This is a genomic window from Acetoanaerobium sticklandii, from assembly GCF_000196455.1.
Classification (GTDB): Bacteria; Bacillota; Clostridia; order Peptostreptococcales; family Filifactoraceae; genus Acetoanaerobium; species Acetoanaerobium sticklandii.
The window spans coordinates 1616169-1639369 of sequence record NC_014614.1; the positions used below are offsets into that span (position 1 = coordinate 1616169).

The 23201-nt window shown below is 30.5% G+C and carries 29 protein-coding genes; 3 read left to right on the forward strand and 26 right to left on the reverse strand.

Annotated features, from left to right (window positions below; genetic code table 11):
- Window positions 1-134 precede the first annotated feature (134 nt).
- The 4 genes from CLOST_RS07445 to CLOST_RS07460 form a co-directional block, all read right to left on the reverse strand.
- A complete protein-coding gene (locus CLOST_RS07445; protein WP_013361669.1) occupies window positions 135-1088 on the reverse strand; it encodes an HD-GYP domain-containing protein in 954 nt (317 codons plus the stop codon).
- A 44-nt stretch (window positions 1089-1132) separates the two neighbouring features.
- Window positions 1133-2047 (reverse strand): C40 family peptidase, encoded by a 915-nt coding sequence (locus tag CLOST_RS13570; protein WP_013361670.1) that lies wholly within the window; start codon window positions 2045-2047, stop codon window positions 1133-1135.
- Between the two features lie 13 nt (window positions 2048-2060).
- Entirely contained in the window at window positions 2061-2735 is a 675-nt protein-coding gene (locus tag CLOST_RS07455) for a Crp/Fnr family transcriptional regulator (RefSeq protein WP_013361671.1), read from the reverse strand.
- Window positions 2736-2925: 190 nt separating this feature from the next.
- The gene (locus CLOST_RS07460; protein WP_013361672.1) at window positions 2926-3753 is read right to left on the reverse strand and encodes a sulfurtransferase; all 828 of its coding nucleotides are present in this window, start codon (window positions 3751-3753) and stop codon (window positions 2926-2928) included.
- A 164-nt stretch (window positions 3754-3917) separates the two neighbouring features.
- On the opposite strand from CLOST_RS07460, the gene CLOST_RS07465 reads away from it, so the two are divergent.
- The gene (locus CLOST_RS07465) at window positions 3918-4967 is read left to right on the forward strand and encodes a polysaccharide deacetylase family protein (protein WP_013361673.1); all 1050 of its coding nucleotides are present in this window, start codon (window positions 3918-3920) and stop codon (window positions 4965-4967) included.
- A gap of 118 nt (window positions 4968-5085) precedes the next feature.
- Here CLOST_RS07465 and CLOST_RS07470 read toward each other — a convergent pair whose 3' ends face one another.
- The 17 genes from CLOST_RS07470 to CLOST_RS07550 form a co-directional block, all read right to left on the reverse strand.
- On the reverse strand, window positions 5086-5547 hold the full coding sequence (locus CLOST_RS07470) for a tetratricopeptide repeat protein (RefSeq protein WP_013361674.1): 462 nt from the start codon (window positions 5545-5547) through the stop codon (window positions 5086-5088).
- 92 nt (window positions 5548-5639) lie between these two features.
- Window positions 5640-5801 carry a rubredoxin gene (rd, locus tag CLOST_RS07475; protein ID WP_013361675.1) on the reverse strand — a complete coding sequence of 54 codons (162 nt, stop codon included), beginning with the start codon at window positions 5799-5801 and terminating at the stop codon, window positions 5640-5642.
- Window positions 5802-5918: 117 nt separating this feature from the next.
- A complete protein-coding gene (locus CLOST_RS07480; protein WP_013361676.1) occupies window positions 5919-6179 on the reverse strand; it encodes a stage V sporulation protein S in 261 nt (86 codons plus the stop codon).
- Between the two features lie 130 nt (window positions 6180-6309).
- Window positions 6310-7086, reverse strand: a complete 777-nt coding sequence (locus tag CLOST_RS07485; RefSeq protein WP_013361677.1) for a CheR family methyltransferase — start codon at window positions 7084-7086, stop codon at window positions 6310-6312.
- A 3-nt stretch (window positions 7087-7089) separates the two neighbouring features.
- A complete protein-coding gene (locus tag CLOST_RS07490) occupies window positions 7090-8166 on the reverse strand; it encodes a 30S ribosomal protein S1 (RefSeq protein ID WP_013361678.1) in 1077 nt (358 codons plus the stop codon).
- Window positions 8167-8270: 104 nt separating this feature from the next.
- Window positions 8271-9107, reverse strand: coding sequence for a 4-hydroxy-3-methylbut-2-enyl diphosphate reductase (ispH, locus tag CLOST_RS07495; protein WP_013361679.1), 837 nt, complete (start codon window positions 9105-9107; stop codon window positions 8271-8273).
- A 15-nt stretch (window positions 9108-9122) separates the two neighbouring features.
- The gene (locus CLOST_RS07500; protein WP_041487147.1) at window positions 9123-9698 is read right to left on the reverse strand and encodes a lysophospholipid acyltransferase family protein; all 576 of its coding nucleotides are present in this window, start codon (window positions 9696-9698) and stop codon (window positions 9123-9125) included.
- The gene (gene cmk / locus CLOST_RS07505) at window positions 9685-10347 is read right to left on the reverse strand and encodes a (d)CMP kinase (RefSeq protein WP_013361681.1); all 663 of its coding nucleotides are present in this window, start codon (window positions 10345-10347) and stop codon (window positions 9685-9687) included. The genes CLOST_RS07500 and cmk overlap by 14 nt, the downstream gene beginning before the upstream one ends.
- 19 nt (window positions 10348-10366) lie before the next feature.
- Complete coding sequence (locus CLOST_RS07510) at window positions 10367-10966, reverse strand: histidine phosphatase family protein (protein WP_013361682.1); 600 nt, start codon at window positions 10964-10966, stop codon at window positions 10367-10369.
- Between the two features lie 179 nt (window positions 10967-11145).
- Window positions 11146-12015, reverse strand: coding sequence for a MurR/RpiR family transcriptional regulator (locus CLOST_RS07515; protein ID WP_013361683.1), 870 nt, complete (start codon window positions 12013-12015; stop codon window positions 11146-11148).
- A 17-nt stretch (window positions 12016-12032) separates the two neighbouring features.
- Window positions 12033-12563 (reverse strand): 2-oxoacid:acceptor oxidoreductase family protein, encoded by a 531-nt coding sequence (locus CLOST_RS07520; protein WP_013361684.1) that lies wholly within the window; start codon window positions 12561-12563, stop codon window positions 12033-12035.
- The gene (locus CLOST_RS07525) at window positions 12563-13390 is read right to left on the reverse strand and encodes a 2-oxoacid:ferredoxin oxidoreductase subunit beta (protein ID WP_041487148.1); all 828 of its coding nucleotides are present in this window, start codon (window positions 13388-13390) and stop codon (window positions 12563-12565) included. The genes CLOST_RS07520 and CLOST_RS07525 overlap by 1 nt, the downstream gene beginning before the upstream one ends.
- Window positions 13375-14523: a 2-oxoacid:acceptor oxidoreductase subunit alpha gene (locus tag CLOST_RS07530; RefSeq protein WP_013361686.1), complete on the reverse strand. Its 1149-nt coding sequence runs from the start codon at window positions 14521-14523 to the stop codon at window positions 13375-13377. The genes CLOST_RS07525 and CLOST_RS07530 overlap by 16 nt, the downstream gene beginning before the upstream one ends.
- 2 nt (window positions 14524-14525) lie before the next feature.
- Window positions 14526-14714, reverse strand: coding sequence for an indolepyruvate ferredoxin oxidoreductase subunit alpha (locus CLOST_RS07535; RefSeq protein WP_013361687.1), 189 nt, complete (start codon window positions 14712-14714; stop codon window positions 14526-14528).
- Window positions 14715-14927: 213 nt separating this feature from the next.
- A complete protein-coding gene (locus CLOST_RS07540; RefSeq protein ID WP_013361688.1) occupies window positions 14928-16325 on the reverse strand; it encodes an oxaloacetate decarboxylase subunit alpha in 1398 nt (465 codons plus the stop codon).
- Between the two features lie 19 nt (window positions 16326-16344).
- Complete coding sequence (locus CLOST_RS07545; RefSeq protein WP_013361689.1) at window positions 16345-16764, reverse strand: GNAT family N-acetyltransferase; 420 nt, start codon at window positions 16762-16764, stop codon at window positions 16345-16347.
- 4 nt (window positions 16765-16768) lie between these two features.
- Window positions 16769-17476: a pseudouridine synthase gene (locus tag CLOST_RS07550; RefSeq protein ID WP_013361690.1), complete on the reverse strand. Its 708-nt coding sequence runs from the start codon at window positions 17474-17476 to the stop codon at window positions 16769-16771.
- A 124-nt stretch (window positions 17477-17600) separates the two neighbouring features.
- On the opposite strand from CLOST_RS07550, the gene CLOST_RS07555 reads away from it, so the two are divergent.
- Entirely contained in the window at window positions 17601-18140 is a 540-nt protein-coding gene (locus tag CLOST_RS07555) for a helix-turn-helix domain-containing protein (RefSeq protein ID WP_013361691.1), read from the forward strand.
- Window positions 18141-18147: 7 nt separating this feature from the next.
- Here the strand turns inward: CLOST_RS07555 and scpB are convergent, their stop codons facing one another.
- From scpB to CLOST_RS07575, 4 genes are all read right to left on the reverse strand, one after another.
- Window positions 18148-18738: an SMC-Scp complex subunit ScpB gene (gene scpB / locus CLOST_RS07560; RefSeq protein WP_013361692.1), complete on the reverse strand. Its 591-nt coding sequence runs from the start codon at window positions 18736-18738 to the stop codon at window positions 18148-18150.
- Entirely contained in the window at window positions 18731-19429 is a 699-nt protein-coding gene (locus CLOST_RS07565; protein WP_013361693.1) for a segregation and condensation protein A, read from the reverse strand. Before CLOST_RS07565 ends, scpB begins: the two co-directional genes overlap by 8 nt.
- 14 nt (window positions 19430-19443) lie before the next feature.
- A complete protein-coding gene (locus CLOST_RS07570; protein ID WP_013361694.1) occupies window positions 19444-20055 on the reverse strand; it encodes a site-2 protease family protein in 612 nt (203 codons plus the stop codon).
- Between the two features lie 78 nt (window positions 20056-20133).
- Window positions 20134-21798 carry a ribonuclease J gene (locus CLOST_RS07575; protein ID WP_013361695.1) on the reverse strand — a complete coding sequence of 555 codons (1665 nt, stop codon included), beginning with the start codon at window positions 21796-21798 and terminating at the stop codon, window positions 20134-20136.
- A gap of 147 nt (window positions 21799-21945) precedes the next feature.
- Between CLOST_RS07575 and CLOST_RS07580 the strand changes: the two genes are divergently transcribed.
- Entirely contained in the window at window positions 21946-22731 is a 786-nt protein-coding gene (locus CLOST_RS07580; RefSeq protein ID WP_013361696.1) for a metal-dependent hydrolase, read from the forward strand.
- Window positions 22732-22733: 2 nt separating this feature from the next.
- On the opposite strand, the gene CLOST_RS07585 is transcribed toward CLOST_RS07580, so the two are convergent.
- Entirely contained in the window at window positions 22734-23168 is a 435-nt protein-coding gene (locus CLOST_RS07585) for a Fur family transcriptional regulator (RefSeq protein WP_013361698.1), read from the reverse strand.
- Between the last annotated feature and the right edge of the window lie 33 nt (window positions 23169-23201).

A 23201-nucleotide genomic window follows, 5' to 3' on the forward strand; every position in this document is an offset into this window, starting at 1 on the left:
ATTTTTTTAACATTGCGATAATCTATTAAAATTATATCATAAAGTTTTGGTTATAAATATAAATTTAATTATATAGTTAGATATTTTTTAAATATATTTAAAAAACTGAATCACTTTGCAAAGTGATTCAGTCTTTAATTAAATCCATGTTTTAAATATGACTGTACTGAAGGGTTAGGAGTTTTTTCCAAAATTGCCTTAACAGTAATTGAAGGATTATCCATCAAAGATACTTCTTCCATAATGATTCTTGTATCTAATTGTTTTACTATTTTTATTACAGGTCTAAATAAGAAGCCATCAGGAATTCTTTCCACTACTCCAACCCTACCATCGCTTAATCTAACTAAAGTTCCTATAGGATATGGAATTATTTTCTTAAAAAAAACCTTTACTATGTCGTAATCGAACATGGTTCCTGAATAAGCCATAATATACTCTACAGAATCATAGGGAGCAAAAATTCCATTCTCTCCATTCTTATTGTTCATTGCATCGTATACATTAGCAATTGAAACTATTCTACTTAGTAAAGAAATTTTTTCAAAGTCTATTCCATTTGGGTGACCAGAGCCGTCATAATGCTCATGATGCTCTAATATTATTTTTTTTGCATCTTCGCTGATATCCGAAAAGCTATCTATATGCTGTTTACCTCTTAAAACATGAGTATAAATACTTTCATCATCTTCATCAAAAAATACTGTATTTTTCAGTCCAAAGGCTTCCTCTTCAAAAATTTTTCCAATATCATGAAGAGCCCCTCCCATAATAGTATTTTTAATATTGCTATTTGGAAGGTTCATAAATGATGCAATAATTCCCGAATATAAGGCTGTGTTAATGCTGTGCTCTAACAAATCAATGTTAGCATTTTTTATTAAAAAAATATTATTCGAAAAATCTATATTTTTCATCAAAGAAGTAAAAATTGATGCCAATTTTTCATACATATTTTCGCGTAAAACTTCAGACAATCTCGAGTCCAATCCAAAATAAAAATTTTTATCTAACATATGTCTCAATTTTTCATTAAAAATATTAATAACGTCGCTAGTATCTAACAATATCTTATTATTTCTATACATATAGGCATGCCTCCGCAGTTCTATAAATTAATGGCATTATCCCTTTATAAATATCTCTTTGAGAATAAATATCTAGTTTTATAATATCCAGTCGTAAGATCACTTATAATTACTTTCTTCCCTCCAGATGAGGCATGAATAAACTTATTATCTCCAATATACATACCAACATGGGTTACTTTCTCCGGAATAAATGAGTTTGATGAAGTTTTTTGATTTCTTAATGACGATAGCTCATTTTGAAATAATATATCGATGTATTGCTCACTATCTTCATAGGAATCAGTTATATCAAAACTATTATTTACACTTCTAGTATCGAAAAAAACTAAATCGCCAGGCATAAGGCTACTTTTATCAACATTAAGCCCTTTTTGAGATTGCTGCTCAGAGGTTCTAGGTATTTTTATTCCTATTTCCTTATAAATATAGTAGGTAAAACCAGAACAATCAAAGCTTTCTGGTCCTGCCATTGAATAAACATATGGTTTATCTAATTGCTTAAAGGCATACTCGAATAAAGGATTGCTTTTCATTAGCTCAGTATATTTAGTATTGTCCATTACCTCTTTAGGTAAATTATAGCTTGTAGAGTTTGAAGCATTATGGTCAAAAAGTACTTTAGATAAATCATCAAAATAATTTTCTTCAAAATAAGTCTGAGTAGAAACATCGTTTATAATATCTATAGAATTACCATTATAAGTAAGATATTGTGATGAAACATAAGCCTCTTGGCTGTAGTAATCTATTTTTGACCATTCCCCAGATTCAAGAACCGTAACAAATTCTCCTTTTGGAATCTTTCCAATTATTTCTGAGTTGATTTGTGGTGAAGTTCTTACATTCAAGATGTCTGCAGTAACCAATGCTTTTGTCTGGGCAAAAGCTGATGAAGAAAACAGATTAAAAATTATTATAGATACTCCAAGTTTTAAAATTAAGTTGTCTTTTTTCATAGCATTTCGTCCTTTATATTAAATATTCGTTGATATCACAAATAACAGTTATTTTTTTTCCATCCATATTTAACATATTTTCATCTTGCATCTTAATCAATTCTCTTGATAAGGATGGTCTTTCAACGCCAATTTTATTTGCCAAATCCTGTTTTGCTATCTTAATTGATAAATGCCCATTTTTATCTTGCTTTCCTTCTTTCGAAATATAAAATAATATCTTATGTCTGATACTTTTCATAGAAAGAAGAGACACCTTATTATTCAAAATACTGATTTTGGTTGATAAAATCCCCATAAACTTCTCTATAAAATCAGGGTATTTAGAACACATTTTCACTATGTTTTCCCTAGATATAAATAATACCTTTGAGTCAGAAGAAGCTTCAATAGTAGCTGGAAATTTATGATATTGAGAAAAAACTACAGCTTCAGCAAACATATCACCAGCTTTAATTTTAGTAATATTGACCTTTTTCCCAATTGTAAGGCCTTTATTAACTTCCACTTCTCCATCTATAACTATCCCTATAGAATTGCAATCATCACCTTCAAAAAATAGTATTTCATTTTTTTTATAATCAAGAATTCTAAACGGAATTTCGTTAACTATCTCATTAAAATTAAATTCAGAAACTTCCTTAAATATAATGCTTTTACGCAAAGAATTATATAGTCTAGTATCCATAGTTTCCTACACCTATTTTCTATAGATTATACTTATTTAATATATTATTGATTTTACTAGATAGCCTGTTAACTCTTTTGTTTAGATTCAAGCTGTTCTTAGCAATGAGGATTAAATATACAATGACTAAGAATAGAACAATCAAATTCAAACTTAATCCAATAGTCGTCATTTTATCTCCTCCACGTATTTAATCTTTTTCGATTACATTGTCTTTATATGATACATAATCACTATAACTGCCTAAGTAAAGTCTAGAATACAATCCTAGCTCATCCATAGCTACTATATTTATCGGTGCTGTCACCCCTGAACCACAGTAAGCAATTACCATTTTATCAGATTCAATATTATTATATACTTTTTTTAAATCTTCAATTTCTTTTATTTTATTTTCATTCATTACATCCTTAAAGAAGATATTGATTGAAGTTGGAATTCTTCCTGGAATTTTATCATAAGGTTCAATTAGCCCTTTATACCTTTCTGTTGATCTTGAATCGATTAAAATATAGTTCTTACCTTTAGAAATTATGGTTTTTAGTTCATCCATCTCTATTAATAGATCGTTATTTATTTTAGCATCGATTTTACCCTTCAGATAATCACTTTTATTTAGTTCACCAGTTTCCATCTCAATACCTGCCTGAGCCGCTGCATTAATCCCACCATTTAATATTTTTACATTCGTAATTCCAATATATTTTAACATCCACCATAATCTTGCAGCAACTGAAATATCGTCATCGTAAACTAATATCTTTGTATCATTTGAAATCCCAATCGCCTCTAACTTATTTATAAACATGGCCATATCTGGCAATGGGTGTCTTCCTCCATGAACAGACTTCTTTGCTGACATATCACCTTCTAAATCGAAAAAGAATGCATTTTTTATGTGTGAGTTTTTATATGCCTTAACTCCATAGTCTGTTTCAACTAAATCAAATCTACAGTCTATAATTACGTATTCGTCTAAATTAGATTTAACTTCATATGCTTCAATAAAATTTTTCATGACACCCTCCTCTTAATTTAAACTATATAATTTATATTATCCTTTTTTAGCTAATTCATGCGCAAATATTTAAATTCTCGTTATTTATATGTAATTTCTTTTATTTTATCATATAATGGTTATATCATAACTTACTATTTCAAAATAAAGGAGAATCAATAATAATGAAAAAATTATTTATTTATATTTTGCTTTCCGCTTTTATCGTTACCGGCTGCTCTTCTAGTAAAACTATTTCTGATTCAGCCTCAACAACCTTGCCTGTAACTTCAAGTGAAGATGCTGTTGATGAAAAAGTGGAATTTGAAATTCTTGAATCTGATGAGCTTAAGGCATTGAAAGTTGATGAAAGTCAAGAAGTAATGGTACTTATGTATCACAACATTGGTGAAGCGGAAGCAACTTGGACAAGAACACCTGAAAATTTTCGTCGCGATTTAGAAACTCTATATAATAACGGTTTTAGAGCTATATCTTTAGAGGACTACGCTCTAGGAAATATAGCTACAGAAAAAGGTCATACTCCAGTTGTTATAACCTTTGATGATGGAAATGAAAACAATTTCAGATATTTAGATAATGGTGAAATTGACCCTACTTGCGCAATAGGAATACTAGAAAGCTTTAAAGCAGATTTTCCAGACTTTAATACTACTGCAACATTCTTCCTTAACCAGCTTGCTTTTGGAAGCAAAAGCCAAGAGGTAGACAAACTAAAGTTCCTTGCTCAAAATGGTTATTCAATAGGTAACCATACTTTAACTCACTTAGACCTAAAAAAAGCCTCTCCTGAAGACATTCAAAAAGAAATTGCATTGCTAAAGTCTACCCATGAGAGCACTTATCCTGAATTAAATATTCAAACATTAGCATTACCTTATGGAGCAAAGCCTTCTGATGAAAATTATGCGCTAACCTATAAAGGTTTATTTGATAATATATCATATGACAATATAGCAGTTTTACTTGTTGGATGGGATCCATATTTTTCTCCATATCACAAGGACTTTGATTTTTCAAAAATCCGCAGGGTACGTGCAAGTGAAACAAATGTTGATGGAGTTGGTCTTTATGATTGGCTAAAAGCATATGAGCAGGGAACAAAATTTAGATATATAAGTGATGGAAACCCAGCCACTATATCTATCCCAGAAAGTAAGCAAGAACTTATTCAATCATCAAAATTCCAAGATAAAAAAATTATAACTTATTAAAAAAACCGCAGATGCGGTTTTTTCATGTTTACTTTCAGTACTACAAGCCTCCAGAGCATTAAAAGTCTTCAAGTACTTTATTTTATGGTTTATTTTACTAATAGATATATTTCCACTCCTATTTCCATATGTATAAATCTAGATAATCTAATTTATCAAAATCTGGATCGAATTTTTCTTTTGCACGTAGCCAGTGATATATTTTTCTTGCAGTATCTTTTTCTCCTAACTCATAGTATGTAAGTACAATGGCAGATATATCCTTCATATATTTAAAATTGTCTTTTCTTACAAAATCTAAAATCTTATCAAAATGCTCTTTAGCTTTGTTTAATTTTTTCATCTTATAATACAGAATTCCAATCTTTAAATCGAAACTCCCTTTTTCTGTTCGAGTAAATTCTGGTTTTTCTATAGCTTGCTCCATTAATTTAATAGCTTTTGATCTATTTTGAAAATATATTTCATAATTCATTGCCCTTTGATGATAGTCAGTTGCTGTCTTTAATTCAGTAAAAAAAGCTCTGTATATTACCCTAACAAGTAAAATACCTGAAAAAATATAAATTATTGTCATCATATCTACCACAACCCTTTAAACTAATATTTTTTACAAAATAAAAGAGAGAAGGCTTTCTCTCTTTTATTAAATCTAAGATTAAGTATTAAATCTTATGCTTCTTCCTCGAATTGATCTTTTCCTACTCCACAAAGTGGGCATACCCAATCTTCAGGAATATCTTGGAAAGATGTACCAGGATTGATATTATTATCTGGATCTCCTACCTCAGGGTCATACACATAACCACACACTGTACATACATATTTTGTCATAAAACATCCTCCTTCAAAGTAAATTATAAATCCAATACTTATTTACCCACGATAATCATGAATAAACAATTTATTAATTTAATTATATACATTTATTTCTGATAATACAATTTTATATTATCTTGGCTCTACAATTAATTTGATTGCTGTTCTTTCTTCACCATCAATAGATACATCCGTAAATGCTGGTATACAAACTAAATCCATACCACTAGGGGCAACAAACCCTCTTGCTATAGCTATTGCCTTTACAGCTTGATTTAATGCTCCTGCACCAATCGCTTGTATTTCTGCAGAGCCTTTTTCTCTTAGTACTCCAGCCAATGCTCCTGCTACAGAATTAGGATTTGATTTTGAAGAAACCTTTAGAACTTCCATATTAGTCCTCCTTTGCTACAAACTATATTATATACTCTATTAGAAACGTTAGCCGTATCTATGATTAATCTATACCCAAAATAATTAATCCTACAACTTTTTTGAAATAAAAAAATCCATATAGTTTAGACTATATGGATTTTGTATAGAAAAATGTTTTTATAGGTTTTAAATTATATTTTTGAGGCGAAATAATCTGCTCAGTACTACCCACAAATAAAATTCCCTCTGTATTTAAAGACTTACTAAAATTAGAATAAATCTCAGCCTTAGCCTCTTCAGTAAAGTAAATAAGAACATTTCTACACACAATAAGGTCACAGCCTTCAACAAATTTATCTTTTAATAGATTGTGTTGCTTAAAAGATACACATTTCTTGATTTCGTCACTTATACTGTAAGTTTTATCAGTTACTTTAGAAAAATACTTACTAACTATAGCTGATGGAACATTTTTTAAGCTGTTTTCAGAATAAATACCCGTTTGAGCTTTTGCCATAGCTTCCTTATCAATATCAGTTGCAACAATACTAATTTTAGATAAAGGCAAATGCTGGCTGAGTATCATTGTAATTGTATATGGTTCCTCACCTGTAGAACAAGCAGCACTCCAAATTTTAATATTTCCTTTTTTCTTTATAAGCGCAGGAAAAATTTCACTTTCAACAATCTTCCACTGCTCAGGATTTCGATAAAATTCAGATACGTTAATTGTCATATAATTTATGAACTCTTTAAATAACTCAATATCTTTATCTATAGCATTGAAATACAAATTTAAATCAGAATAGCCATTTCTACTAGCTAGAGATTCAATTCTTCTTTTCATTTGCTTTTCTTTATAAAGACTTAAGTTTATTCCTGTTTTTTTTAAAATCTTTTCTTTAAAAGACTCGTATTGAGACATAAGTTACTCCTTTTCAGTAGTTTCTTCTTCTGCCACTTCTTTATCTTCTAATATTAAGCTAAGTTCTATTTTCTTGTTTTCTTGTTCTATACTAATGATTTTAACTTCAACTTTTTGGCCTACCTTTAAAATTTCGTTAGGATTTTTTATAAAGTCAGAAGATAAATTTGAAATATGAACAAAACCATCTACTGTAGGATGTAGATTAATAAATGCACCATATTCTTTAATATTTTTAACTTCTCCAGTTACAATATCTCCAACCTTATTATTAGAAATAAACTCATCCCATGGATGGCTAGCAAGTGATTTTATACTAAGTGATAATCTCTCTGAAGCTTGGTCAAAGCTAATAACTTGAACATTAATTTTTTCACCTATTTTATATTGTTCTTTAATTTTTTCGCTTCTATCCCATGAAATTTCGCTAATGTGAACTAAGCCAGTAAATCCACCGATATCCACAAAAATTCCATAATCTTTAATATCCTTAATTACTCCTTCAAAAACTTCGCCTTCTTTTATTTTTTCAACAACCTCAGTTTTAAGAGCTTCTTGTTGTTTTAAAAGAATATTTTTTCTAGAGAAAATTAATCTTCTCTTCTTAGGGTCAATATCTATAATTTCTACTTCAAAAGTTTTTCCTAAGTAGCTTTTTAATACATCTTCTCCAATGAACTTTAGCTCAATATGACTAAGTGGCATGAATCCTCTAAGAGCTGTTTTGTATACGCAAATCAAACCTTTTGCATTGAACTCAACTGCCTTAACTTGAAGTACATCTCCAACCTTAACTTCATCCCATACTTTAAACTCGTCAACTCTTTTCTTAGATAAAAGAATATCTCCAGTATTTTTATCAATTTTAACCACTTGAACTTCTATTTCATCTCCAACTTTTATTGTTTCACTATCTATCACTTGATCCTTTGGAAGGATACCGTCAGTTTTATAATTTAAATCTATATAGAAAGAATCATCTTTCTCAATCATTACTCTGCCTTTTACTATACTTCCTTTGTATACTTCCTGATAATTCTTTTCTTCTTCCAATAATAGCTTTTCCATTTCGCTACTCATTAAATCCAACTCCTTAAAATTTATTTTGTGAACATAATTAAGAAAAAAGAACTTGTCCTCCTTCTTACTTGAAGCCTTTATTGATTAACTTATTAATTATAAAGCTATAGCTCGTTAATAAGATCCATAACTTCATTAATTATAAAGTCCGGTGTAGAAGCACCTGCTCCTACTCCTATAATATCATAAGTTTTAATTTTCTCTAGGTCAATATCTTTTGCTGTTTCAATTAAAAATGTATCACAATTTTTTTTTGCTATTTCTGCTAATTTCTTTGTATTAGAACTGTGTTTTCCTCCTACGATAAGCATAGCATCAACTTTTTTAGATAAATCTAAAACTGCTTGCTGGCGCTCTTTAGTAGCAAAACAAATAGTATTATAAAACTCAAGTGTAAGTCCTAATGAAATTAAATATTCTTTTACAGCAAAAAATGTATCTTGAGGCATGGTTGTTTGGACTACAACTGCATATTTTTCAATCTTATTAAAATCAATTAGATAAAATTCTTCTAAATTCTTACCTATAATTGCTTTATTATCGCACCAACCATTTATGCCTTGAACCTCCGGATGTGATTTATCTCCTATGATAATGATATTATACCCTTTATTATACATTTCGTAAGCAATTTTTTGTATTTTTTTAACAAAAGGACATGTGGCATCATTAAGATTAATTTTTTTTTCGCTACAATAATCGTATATATCTTTTCCTACACCGTGAGATCTTATTATAATATTGTTTCCCTCTACATTATTTATATCATCAACGGAAAATACATTTTTTTCTTTAAGCATATCTACTGCAGAATTATTATGTATTAATGGGCCAAGTGTATATACTTTATTATCATTATCTTGAGCGGTTTTTATTGCAAGCTCTACTGCTCTTTTAACTCCAAAGCAATATCCGGCATTCTCTGCTAATAAAACTTTCATTGTTTACTCCTTTAATTATGATTTAATAATTTTCATAATTTCATTTGAAATGTTCATATAATTTTCTTGATTAGGAACATCCTTATACTGGTCAGGTATCTCGTAAATATCAAATATATTAATAGTTAATTTGCTAAATAACTTATAATCACCATCTATTCTAACAGGTATTATTGGAGTATTTGTTTTCAAAGAAAACATTCCAAGTCCAGCTTTCGCAGAATCTTGTTCTTCTGATTTCACTCTAGTTCCTTGTGGGAAAATACCTAGAACTCCTCCTGTTTTTAATAGCTTCAACACCTTTTTTATAGCATTTATATCATTTTTATTTCTATCTATTGGTATGACTCCGACTCTATCAAATATCTTTGCAAAAAAATTGTATTTGAATAGTTCTTTTTTTCCAAGATAGTGAATTTCTCTTTCTTTTAAAAAGCATGCAAGTAATACAGGATCAAAATTGTGTATGTGATTTGATGCTACTATATATGCTCCTTGGCTTGGTAAATTTTTATTTCCTTTAATCTCAACTTTGTACAATATATTAAAAATAGGTTTAATAATAGATGTTAATAACTTATAAAGATTCATTCTCACAAATCTCCTCTGCAAGTTTTAATATAGTATTTACAACCTCATCTATACTTAAGTTGCTAGTATCAATTTCAATAGCATCAGTGGCTTTTATAAGTGGCGATGTTTCTCTACTTGAATCTAACTTATCTCTTTTTTCAATTTCAATCTCGATTTCATTTATATCTATATTTTTATCCTTGGCTATTAATTCATTATATCGTCTGAGTGCTCTTATTTTTACACTAGCAGTTAAGAATATTTTTAGCTCTGCATCAGGAAATACAACAGTCCCTATATCCCTGCCATCTAAAATACTATTGCTTTCACTAGCAATTTTTCTTTGAAGATAAACTAGCTTTTCCCTTACTTGAGGGATCGCAGAAACTACTGATACATTAGCTGTTACATTTTTGCTCCTGATTTCATTAGTTACATTTAAATTATTCAGAAATATCTCGTTATTTTTGAATTCTATATCAGTCTTTTCAAGCACTTTAGTAATTTCTTCTATATCGCTTAGTGATATTGAAGAAGTCAAAAGCTCATATGTGAAAGCTCTATACATAGCACCTGTATCAATATAAATATATCCTAAACTATCTGCTACTTTCTTTGCAATTGTACTTTTCCCTGCCCCTGCAGGTCCATCTATAGCTATTATCATACAAATACCTCTTTATCAATTAATCTAAATACGATGTATCATTCATTGTAACTATTGTAGCTTTTTTATTTTTAGTTTTCACTACGTTCATAGCCAAATTGCCTTGAACTATATTAAATATTTTATTTATAGGTGCATCCAAAAAACCAACTAAGAGCAATTTAATTACCATAGCATGCGCAACTATTAGTATATGCTTATTCTCATGTTTTGAATCAATTTCCCAAAAAGCTTGTTTCACACGCTCAAAAGCCTCTATAATTTTTTCTCCTTCAATAAAAGCAACTTCCTCTGGTGAGGTTTGCCAGCTTGAATATAACTCCGAATAATTTTTTTGAATCTCTTCTATAGTTAAGCCTTCCCATAATCCAAAGTTAATTTCTCTAAATCCTTTTTCTAAATGAATTTCTGATGAAGGTTTAATTATTTTAGCTGTTTCATAAGCTCTTTTTAAATCCGATGAATATACTTCATCAATATGCATATGAGAAATTTCTCTTGAAAATTGTCTTGCATGCTCAACCCCTTGTTCCGTAAGCTCCGAATTTTTTTGGCCTTGTGTTCTTTTTTCAGTATTCCAAACAGTTTTTCCATGTCTAACGATATAGTATGTATTCATATTATTATCCCTCATATCATAAAAATAATAAAATATAGTAGCTTAAAATTTGAGGCACTTTACTAAAAATAAATCTCAGCAACAAAAAAGAGAAATATATTATATTTCTCTTTTAATACTTATTGTACACCATTACAATGATTAATGTAAATTTATTTAATCACTTTTACTCATTGTACTTATTTTTCATCATAAATTTTGTATTCTTTCCAAATTTCTTCAAGCTTATCAAAATATCTAGTAATTTCTTCTTTTTTCCTCATCCCTACAGCTACAATTAAAGCATTTGCAACACTTAATGGCGCAACTAAGGAATCTACGAAGGAAGCCATATTACTTCTTGTTATAAGAGTTTCATCAGATAATGTCGCAATTGGAGACAAGTGGCTATCAGTAATTGATACTATTTCTGCGCCTTGCTCTTTTGCATATTGCAATAGTTCAAAGGTTCGCTTTGAATATCTAGGGAGGCTTATTCCAATAACTAAATCATCCTTGCCAACCTTTAATATCTGTTCAAAAACATCACTTATTCCATAGTTAACTAAAACAACGTTATCCAAAATGAGGTTTAGATAAAAGCTTAAGTATTCTCCGATAGCAGCTGAGCTTCTAAGACCTACTATATAAATTTTCTTTGCGCTCAGCAATTGATTTATAACACTTTCAAATGAAGATGGATTGATTTCATCAAGGGTTCCCTTTATATTTTCTATATCAGCTTTTAACACCTTTTTTAATATCGCAAAATCACTTGAATATTCCTTTGACATTTCAACTCTTTGAACAGTTGTAAGCTTTGTTTTAATCAATTCTTGCAGGGATTTTTGTAATAATGGATAGCCACTATATCCAAGAGCATTGGCAAATCTTACTACTGTAGACTCACTCACCCCTACGGTTTCTCCCAATTTAGCCGCAGTCATAAACGCTGCTTTATCATAATTCACTAATATAAATTGAGCAATTATTTTTTGACCTTTGCTAAGTTTAGAAAATTTTCCTTGGATTAATGATATTAAATCTTTTTTTTCCGATTCACTACCCATATGCAAATCCCCTTTAATTATAATTTTATTAGCTGAATCCCTTCTTCAAATGCAGTTGTATTAAGGCTTTCAGTCCCTTGAGGAACTCTTTGAAGTATAGCATCTAATACAGATTGCTTCTCAAGCTCAGGTATCAGCTGAGTTAACACACCCAGAGCAACAATATTTGCAACCATGGATTTTCCTATCTTTTCACTTGCAGTTTTTAGAATAGGCAATTTATAAATCATATCTACTTCTATTTTATCATTAGTTTGTATACTTTCGTCAACAACTATTATTGACTTTGAATCTAAATCATGAATATACTGATCAAAAGCCTTCTGTGAAAGAGCAAGTAATATATTTGGTTTTCTAACTTTTGGGAAGAATATTTCTTCATCTCCAATTATTACTTCTGCTTTACTAGCTCCCCCTCTAGCTTCTGGTCCATAAGACTGGCTTTGAATTGCATTTAGCCCTTGATTTATGGCTGCTTCAGCTAATATAATTCCTGCTAGAATTAATCCTTGGCCTCCTGAACCGCTTAATCTCAATTCTTTTTTCATTATTCTTCTCCTCCTGTAGAAAACAGCTCTATGATTTTATCATATTCTGCAGTATATTCTGGTTCCACAGAATTATGAAACTCTCCCATAAACATTTTATTTTCTAATTTTTCAGGAGATAATTTATCCTTTACTTTTATATCTACAAAGGTATCTTTTAAATGATTTAATAAATCAACCGCTCCACCTTTTTTATTTTTTCTTCCGTAGTAGGTTGGACATGAGCTTATTCCTTCTATAAGAGAGAATCCTTTATGGTTAATCCCAGTTTTAATATACTCAATCATTTTATTGGCATGATAAGCAGTTGATCTTGCAACGTAAGTCGCTCCTGCTCCCTTTGCTAACGAACATATATCAAATGCTTTGTCAATATTTCCAAAAGGTGCTGTAGTTCCTCTATCTCCTTTTGGTGTAGTAGGAGAAAACTGTCCGCCGGTCATTCCATAAATGTTGTTATTAAATACAATAGTAGTTATATCGATATTTCTTCTGCAGGCATGAATTAAATGATTTCCACCTATTGCAGATGCATCTCCGTCACCTGTAACAACTATAACATGAAGGTCTGGATTTGCAAACTTAACTCCTGTAGCAAAAGCCAAAGCTCTTCCATGAGTTGTATGTAAAGTATTAAAATCCATATATCCACTTGCTCTAGACGAACATCCAATACCAGATACTATACACACTTTGTCTTTATCTAGTTTTAAATCTTCAATTGCAACAGCAATAGCTCTCATTAAAATACCATGTCCGCAACCTGGACACCAAATATGTGGAAGTCTATCGGTTCTCATAGTTTGACTGATTATTTCACTGGACATTTCACAACCTCCATAAATGATTCTATAATTTCTTCAGGAGATATGATTTCTCCATTAGCTTTATTAATACCTTTAACAATATTCTTATCCTCTACAGCTAGCTTTACCGGTTCTATCATTTGGCCTAAATTCATTTCTGCAACAAAAATATTTTTCTTATTTTTTGATATTTCTTGCAGTCTTTGTTCTGGGAATGGCCATACAGTTTTTGGTGCAAAATAACCTACATTGTGACCTTGCTCTCTAAGTGTTGTAACAGCTTCTTTAACTGATCTTACAATTCCGCCAAATGCAATAAACAAAGTTTCTGCTTCTTGAGCATATCCTTCTTCATAAATCAAAATATCATCTAAATTATTATTGATTTTAGCCATTAATCTATCAAGTAATTTAGCTGCTTCTTTAGTACTGTTTGTCGGAAACCCAGTCTCATCATGCACTAAACCAGTGATATTATATCTATATCCAGTCCCAAAATTTGCCATAGGTGGAACCAAATCTTCTGTAAACTCATATGCTTTATATTCACTAGGAGCTACCGTTGGTAGTTTTCTAGGTATTATTTCTAATTCTCCAGCTTCAGGAATTTCTATTTTCTCTCTTAAGTGACCTACTACTTCATCCATTAATAATATAACAGGTGTTCTATATTTTTCTGAAAAGTTGAATGCCTTTACAGTTAATTCAAATACTTCTCTTACAGTAGTAGGAGAAAGAGCAATTACAGGATGATCTCCATGTGTTCCCCATTTAGCTTGCATATAGTCACCTTGCCCTGGAGATGTAGGAAGTCCTGTACTTGGACCATGTCTTTGAACGTTAACTATGACACAAGGAATTTCCGTGATACATGCATATCCAATATTTTCTTGCTTAAGAGAAAATCCTGGACCACTCGTTGCAGTCATTGCTTTAGCTCCTGCAACTGCAGCTCCTATTGTAGTAGCCATTCCTGCTATCTCATCTTCCATTTGAATAAACTTACCTTTATTTTTAGGAAGTAGCTCTGATGAAACTTCTGCAATTTCTGTAGATGGAGTTATAGGATAACCAGCGAAAAAATTCATTCCTGCATATATCGCACCGTGAACACAGGCTTCATTACCCTGCAATAATTTTATGTTTTTTTTCATAATTACACCTCTTTCAAATAGATAGCATAATCTGGACATCTTAGTTCACACTGTCCGCATTTTATACATGAATCGCCATCTAATATAGCTATTTTTCCATTTTCTAATCCTAAAACTTTCTTAGGGCAAAAAGCAACACAAATTCCACAGCCCTTGCACCATTCTGGCTTTATTACCAATTTCTTATCCAATGGTCACATCTCCTCAAATATTGATTTATACTGTATATTCTAAAAGATTCTACTGCTTAAGTTTAGCAAAATTATTGAAATTTTGCAAGTTTTATTTCATGTCTATACATTTTAATTTCATTTGCAGTATAAATTGCAAAAACACCTAAAAATTTAGGTGTTTTTGCAAAAGAAAAGGTTTATTTTGACTTATAACGCATCATATATTTCATTTTATACAGGATGTGTGCAATCTTTTGAATTGTATAGCGTAGTTTCTATCTTATATTTTTTTGACCACTTATCTTCTAAAAATTTTTTTGCAACTTCTGGAAAAAGCGCATACGACAAAATATCCTCTGTTGATGTTGCAAATTCTTTAATCTCGTCTTTAAACTTTTCAAATTGAGGCTCAATTAAATCTGCAGGTCTACAAGTTATGGGTTTATCATTTCCTATAATTTTGCTTATAACCTCAGGGGTAATCTGAGCAGGAGACTTTCCATATTGTCCTTTTACATAATCTTTTATCTCTTTGGGAACCATTTTGTATCTTTCACCCATAATTACATTCATAACAGCTTGAGTCCCTACCATCTGGCTCATAGGAGTAACAAGAGGTGGATATCCTAAATCTTCTCTTACTCTAGGTACTTCCTTTAGTACTTCTTCATATTTATCTTCCATCTGCTGCAATTTTAGCTGAGAAAGAAGATTTGAAAGCATGCCTCCGGGAACCTGATATATAAGCGCATTTGGGTCTACAGATGTAACTTTATAATTTAGCATACCATTTTTAATGTACTTTTCTTTTATTTCTTTAAAATAATCTGATATCTCAGTTAAAGCTTTTAAATCTAGATTAGTTTCATAGCCAGAATTAATTAAGGTTGCTGCCATAGACTCTGTAGCAGGCTGAGACGTTCCCATAGCAAAAGGTGATATTGCCGTGTCAATAATGTCCGCACCAGCTTCTATGGCTTTTAAATACATCATAGATGCTACTCCACTAGTATAATGGCTATGGATTTCTAAATCCAAATCAACGTTTTCTTTTATTGCTTTTACTAAGTTATATGCATCTTGAGGAAGAAGAATTCCAGCCATATCTTTTATACATATACTATCAGCTCCCATATCTCTCATTTGCTTAGCAACCGATACATAATAGTCTTCATTGTGAACTGGACTTGTAGTATACGATATAGCACATTGGATATGACCATTTTCTTTTTTTCCAGATTTAATTACAGTCTCTATATTTCTTACGTCGTTTAGAGCATCAAAAACTCTAATAATATCTATACCATTTTCAATTGATTTTCTTACGAATAAATCTACTATATCATCAGAATAATGCTTGTACCCTAATAAATTTTGACCTCTTAAGAGCATTTGAAGATTCGTTTTCTTTACAGCTTTTCTTATAGTTCTTAGTCTCTCCCATGGATCTTCTCCAAGATATCTCAAGCAAGAGTCAAAAGTTGCTCCACCCCACATCTCAAGTGAATGATAACCTGCTCTATCAAGCTGCTGTAAAACAGGGAGCATTTCTTTTGTACTAAGTCTAGTTGCAATAAGAGATTGATGAGCATCTCTTAGTATTGTTTCGGTAAATCGAATCTTCTTCATTTTTTCCTCCTAAAAAAATTTATTTGGAACTACAACATGTATTTGCAAAGAAATCTTTTGTGTCCAAAATTAAATAATTTGATTCTTCTCCCTTTAAATCTATCATAAAATCACTGAAAAATAAAGGATTAAAACCTATTTTTGCATAAAATGATTCATCTCTTGCAATTTTCACAATAATTTTAGTTACCTCTAGAATGTCCATAGCGTTGATGAGAGTTCTAATTAACCCATCTTTAATCAGTTCTTCGTCAGTCATCATATGTACATAATTCAACTTGCAAAATTGACCTTCAATTTCATAAAAACATGACCCAATAATTTCATCTCCATCTTGAGCTATCATTACATTGTTATTTACATACTCAGATGGTATCTCAGACAATAAAGCAGATATAATTTCATTTTTCTCTTTACCATAATTTTTGAATAGAATCATTTTATTATTCTCCTTTTAATTCACATATTTTTTTTAAGTATTCAACTTCTTCATTTATTAGCTTTCTGTATGTTCCTTCTTTTAAATCCATTAATTTCAATTTACCTATAGAGACTCTTTTTAAATCTAAGACATCTTTTCCAAGTGCTGAAAACATTTTTCTTATCTGCCTATTCTTGCCTTCTTTTATAATCACTTCATAAGAAGTATTACCAATAAATGTTATCCTGCTTTTAGCTGTTACATATCCTCCTATATCAATTCCAGATTTAAATTTTTCAATTTCACTATTAGATAAAGTTGAGCTTACAATGACTTCATATATTTTTTCAATATGATACTTGGGATGAGTTAACGCATAGGTTAAATCTCCATCATTTGTCATAAGTAGCAAGCCTCTACTGTCGTAATCCAGTCTTCCAACCGGATAAATTCTTTGTTTTTTATCAAAAAAATCCACTACTGAAGGTCTTCCAAACTGATCCTTTGCCGTCGAAACATAGCCTATGGGTTTATTTAGCATATAATAATATTTTTCTTCAACTTTACTTATAATCTTTCCATCTATTTTTACAATATCTATTTCACTTACTTTAGTTGATAAATCGCTCACTACACTGTCATTAATTCTAACTCTTCCTTCTTGTATCATTTCTTCTGCTTTTCTTCTAGAAGCAATTCCGCAGCTAGCTATAAATTTGTTTATCCTCATAAGGTTCCCTTCTTTACTATTTTACTGTTATAATAAGTATATATCATAAATGTAACTATAAAAAAATAATTGAATTACTATTTTAACTAATTGTCTATGCAATATCTTTAAGGAGATGTACTATATGGTAATAGGAGAAAAAATTAAACGATTAAGAATATTAAACAACCTTACGCAGGAAGAATTAGCACTCAGGTGCGATTTAACTAAAGGATTTATATCTAAATTGGAAAGGGATTTAACCTCTCCATCTATAGCAACACTTGTAGATATACTAGAAGCTCTAGGAACAGATTTAAAAGATTTCTTCAATGAAAGCTCAAACAACAAAATTGTTTTTGGAAAAGAAGATATTTACGATGCATATTATGAACATAACAAGTCTAAAATTCACTGGCTAATTCCAAATTCTCAGAAAAACTCCATGGAACCAATCCTAATCGAAATTGAACCAGAGGGGATAAGTGAACTAGATAGACCTCATCCTGGGGAAGAATTTGGATATGTATTAAAAGGCTCAATAATTTTAGTTGTAGGAAATAAAAAGTATAAAGTAAAAAAAGGAGAAAGCTTCTACTTTACTCCTGACAAAGAACACTATATAATAAATAATTCTACAACAAATGCTGAGATTATTTGGGTTTCAACTCCACCTTCATTTTAATTATAATTTACATATCTTCTTTAAGAACTGGCAAGTCTTTGAGAGATTCTATAGAAAACTGCTTTAAGAACATCTCAGTGGTCTTATAGATTATTGGTTTTCCTATCTTATCAAGTCTTCCAGCTTCTTCAATTAGATTTGCTTCTAATAATGTAGCTATTGCTTTATCACATTTTACTCCCCTGATGCTTTCTATTTCTGGCTTTGTGATTGGTTGTTTGTACGCTATGATAGAAAGAGTTTCTAAAGAAGCTTGTGTTAAGGATTTTTTCTTAATAGGATGTAAATAAAGTGAAATGTAATCATAGTTATCTGATTTTGTGGCAAGTTGCATTTTTTCATCAATAATCACTAGCTCTAAACCACTATCTGATTCCTTATATCTTTCTTTTAAAAGCTCTAAGCTATACCTAATTTCCTTTAAAGACACATCTATACTCTTACTCTTGAAAATAGCTTGTATATCCTTAAAGGATATCAAATCCCCATATGCAAACATCAACGATTCACATACAGATATAATTTTATTGATTTTATCAGACTTTGGATGATTTAAATAGATTTGTCCGTCTGACTCTACATTAAATTGCTTATCCAATATCCTTCCACCTTTCTATATGAATCCTTTCCAAATGATCACTTTGGGTAAGATAAGCTTCTTTAGCTTTTGCTAGTTCCAGTATTCCTAGCATTGAAGCTATTTTTTCTTCTTTTATAATTTCTCCAGCTATCTCATCAAAATAAAAAGATGTTTTTTCGCTTAATATAGATTTTATTTCATTAATTTTGTCTTCAATTGATATAATTCTTCTTGTAAAATCTCTTTTAATCTCTTTTTCTTGAGGCTTAAATTTTGGGAAAGATTTAATAATATCATCAATTGATATTTTTGATAAATCAATAACGTCTTCATAGTATATCTCTATACTAGGTCTAAAATAACGTGAGGGTGCCTTCATTAGCGATTCATTGAGCTCTAATGCTGCATTTTTAAATTTTGCATATTCTTTTATTGATTCATATAAATCAACTCTAGGATCTTCCATATCTTCTTCTAATCCTACATAAAGCATATACTTGGATTTTATTTCAAGCAATCTTGAAGCCATGTAAATAAAATCACTTGCTATATCCATATTCATTTCATTAAGCTCAGATATAGTATCCATATATTGCTTTGTTATTTGAGATATTGAAATATCATAAATATCTATCTTCTTTTTTGACACTAAATCTAAAAGCAAATCCATAGGACCTTCATAACAGTCTACGCAAATTTCATATGACATTATTTTTCTCTCCTTTATCCTCTAAATAACAGGATAATAGAATTGAGGAATGAAATCAAGGCACTAATTACTGGATTAAGTAGTAAGCTTATCCCTCCAGTCAATAATAATATTATTAAAATTATACTGCCATAGCTTTCATATTTATAAAATGTGAACCTTAAATTCCTTGGTAAAAAAGTATATATTATTTTTGAACCATCCAGAGGAGGTATCGGAAGTAGATTAAATGCAGCAAGCATAATATTTATCCAAACTATGCCTCTCATAACATCCACATATGCAGATAACTGTACTATATCAGCAGTAAAAAATAAAACCATCTGAAATATAAGTGCTAATATTAGGTTCATAGTAATTCCTGCTATTGAAACAAAAAATAAACCCAATCTTTCATGTCTAAAATTATTTTCATTTATAGGCACTGGTTTAGCCCAACCAAATCTCATAATAAAGAGCATAATAAAACCAATGGGATCTATATGCTTCATAGGGTCAAGAGAAAGTCTACCTGCATTTTTAGCAGTATCATCACCCATAGCATAGGCAGCTAGCCCATGTGCAAATTCGTGAAAAGTAAGTGCAATTAATATCCCTGGTAACATTGTGAGCATATCTATTATCATATTTCTCCACCTTGTCGTCATAATCACATTTTAAATATTTTATAGTAAATACCCCGATATAATATCGGGGTATTTAAATTATGCTTCCATTATAATCGGTAATATCATAGGATTTCTTTTAGTTTTTTCGTAAAGATAGTTTCTAAGCTCATCTTTAATTGTATTTTTAAGATAAGACCATTCTCTCATATTTTTATTTTCACAAGTTTCAAGAGATTTTTTTATTACTTCTCTAGCTCCATCCATTAAATCTTCAGATTCTCTAACATAAACAAATCCACGAGAAATAATATCTGGTCCCGAAATAACTTTACCTGTATCTTTTGACATACTTACAACCACAACCATCAAACCATCTTCTGATAAATGTTTTCTGTCTCTAAGAACTATGTTTCCTACATCTCCTACGCCTAATCCGTCTACAAGAATATTTCCAGAAGGAATCTTGCTTACAATTTTCCCTTGGTCCTTATCAATCTCAAATACACAGCCATTGCTAAGCATAAAAACATTTTCTTCTGGCATACCAAGTTTTTTTGCAAGCTCCATATGCTGTTTTAGATGTCTATATTCTCCATGCACCGGTATAAAAAATTTAGGTTTAACCAATCTGTGCATTAACTTAAGCTCTTCTTGGCAAGCATGTCCAGACACATGGATATCTGATATGCTCTCATAGATTACATTAGCTCCTCTTTCAAAAAGCTGATTTATAACCCTAGAAACTAGCTTTTCATTTCCTGGAATAGGATGAGCAGAAAAAATTACTAAATCGCCTTTTTTAATTTCTATCTGCCTGTGTTCTTGAGAAGCCATCCTAGTAAGTGCCGACAAAGGCTCTCCTTGAGATCCTGTTGTCATAATAACAAGCTCATGGTCTTGATATTTGTTAATATCTTTTAATTCTATAAAAGTGTTTTCCGGAATATTTAAATAACCTAAATTCCTAGCTACATTAACAACATTGACCATAGACCTTCCTGAGGTAGTTACTTTTCTACCATTTTTGTATGCTGCGTTTATAATTTGCTGAAGTCTATGAACATTAGATGCAAATGTTGCAATTAATATTCTAGAAGTAGCCTCAGAGAAAATTTCATCTAAAGTATGTCCTACATTGCTTTCTGATAAAGTATACCCTGGTCTTTCAACATTTGTACTTTCTCCCATCATTAGCAGTACGCCCTTGCTTCCTATTTCTGCTATACGATGAAGATCCATTACTTGTCCATCGATTGGAGTATAATCCACTTTAAAATCACCAGTATGGAAAATCGTGCCTACGCCAGTTGTGATAGCTAAAGCACATGCATCTGGTATACTATGAGTAACTCTTACAAATTCTACTTCAAAGTTACCTAATTTAATTTTTGAGCCAGGATTAACTACATTTAGTGAGTTATTACTTAGTCTATGCTCTTTGAGCTTGATTTCTAATAATCCGATTGCTAAATTAGGCCCATATATAGGAATATCTAATTTTTTTAGAACATAAGGTATCGCGCCAATGTGATCTTCATGTCCATGGGTCAATACCAATCCTTTAATTTTTTCTCTGTTTTTAATCAAGTAAGTTATGTCTGGAATAACAATATCTATCCCTAACATTTCATCTTCAGGAAAACTAAGTCCACAATCTATGATTATGATTTCATCTTTATACTCAATGACTGTCATATTCTTTCCTATTTCTTGAAGTCCTCCCAAAGGAATTATTTTTAATTTTGATGTTTTTCTTGCCATTTAATCTCTCCTTTTCATTTTTTTCCGGGCGTTATTTTAATTAGGGCATATCTATAATACCTAATAATAAAATCTTTTTAAATTGACAACTATATTCGAAACTGATAGACTTAAAAAATCTTATCCGAATCAAAGGAAGTGATTATATTGAAGGGCAAAGCCCATGCATCCATAGGGTTATTGACATATTACAACTACACTATTTTAAGTAACACTGAGTTTACTATTTTAGGAGGAGCTATAAGCTTATTTTTTTCTCTTCTTCCTGATTTAGATCATTTTAACTCTGTAATTTCAAAAAAGCTTTCAAACAAAAAAATAGAGTCCTTTATTGAAGCAATGATGATGCTGATTCCATTATCAATGCTTTTTTACCTTGGATATTTAAAAAAATTTGATTATTCTATATTATTTTTTTTATGCCTAGTTTTATTCATATCAATTAAAAAGAAAATTAAAACCTCTATAATTCGTAAACTTATTATAAGCATTTTCTTAATACTAATTTGTATATTATCATACAATCTTTTTAAAAATATAGCTATTGTTAAGCTATTATTGTTTTTTATACTTATTCCTTGGTTTTCACATAGAACCTTTTCACATTCGATTTTTTCAGCTTTCATATTATACTTTATTACCAATAATTTGGGCTTTATAATCAAAAATCTTAACATGATAGCTACATTAAGCTATCTAAGTCATCTATTTCTAGGAGATATTCTTACTCCTCAAGGAATCCCGTTATTCTGGCCTATATCAAAACACAGATTCAAGCTAAATCCTTTTAAAGGGCAACACTCTGTTAATATAATAGAAAATATTGTAATCGTGCTTATGGTACTGCTTGCTTTCTATTTAACCTTTGTATCAATCAAATATAAAACTCCCCAACAAATATTACTGGGGAGCAGCATATTTAATATAAGCTAAATCTACTGGCAATCAACACAAATGCCATAGAATTTTACATCGTGATCATTGATTTTAAATTTATAGCTTCGCTCAATTTTTTCCTCTAGATGATCTAATAAATCCTCTTCAACCTCAATAACTTTTCCACATGACTTGCAAATCAAATGGTGATGGTTATGTGAGTCTTTATCTAAATTAAGTTCATATCTAACGCATCCATCATCTAAATTTAATTTATTTGTGAAGCCAATTTTATCCAACATTTGAAGAGTTCTATATACTGTAGCTAAACCTATCTCTGGGCATTCATTTTTTACTTCATCGTAGATTTCTTCACTGCTCAAATGCTTCCCTTTTGATGATACCATAGTTTCTACAATACATCTTCTCTGAGGGGTTAACTTAAAGCCCTCTTCTTTTAGTTTCATTTTCAATTGCTCTACATAAGTATCCATATGATCACCCACTATTATAAATTAGCTATCAAA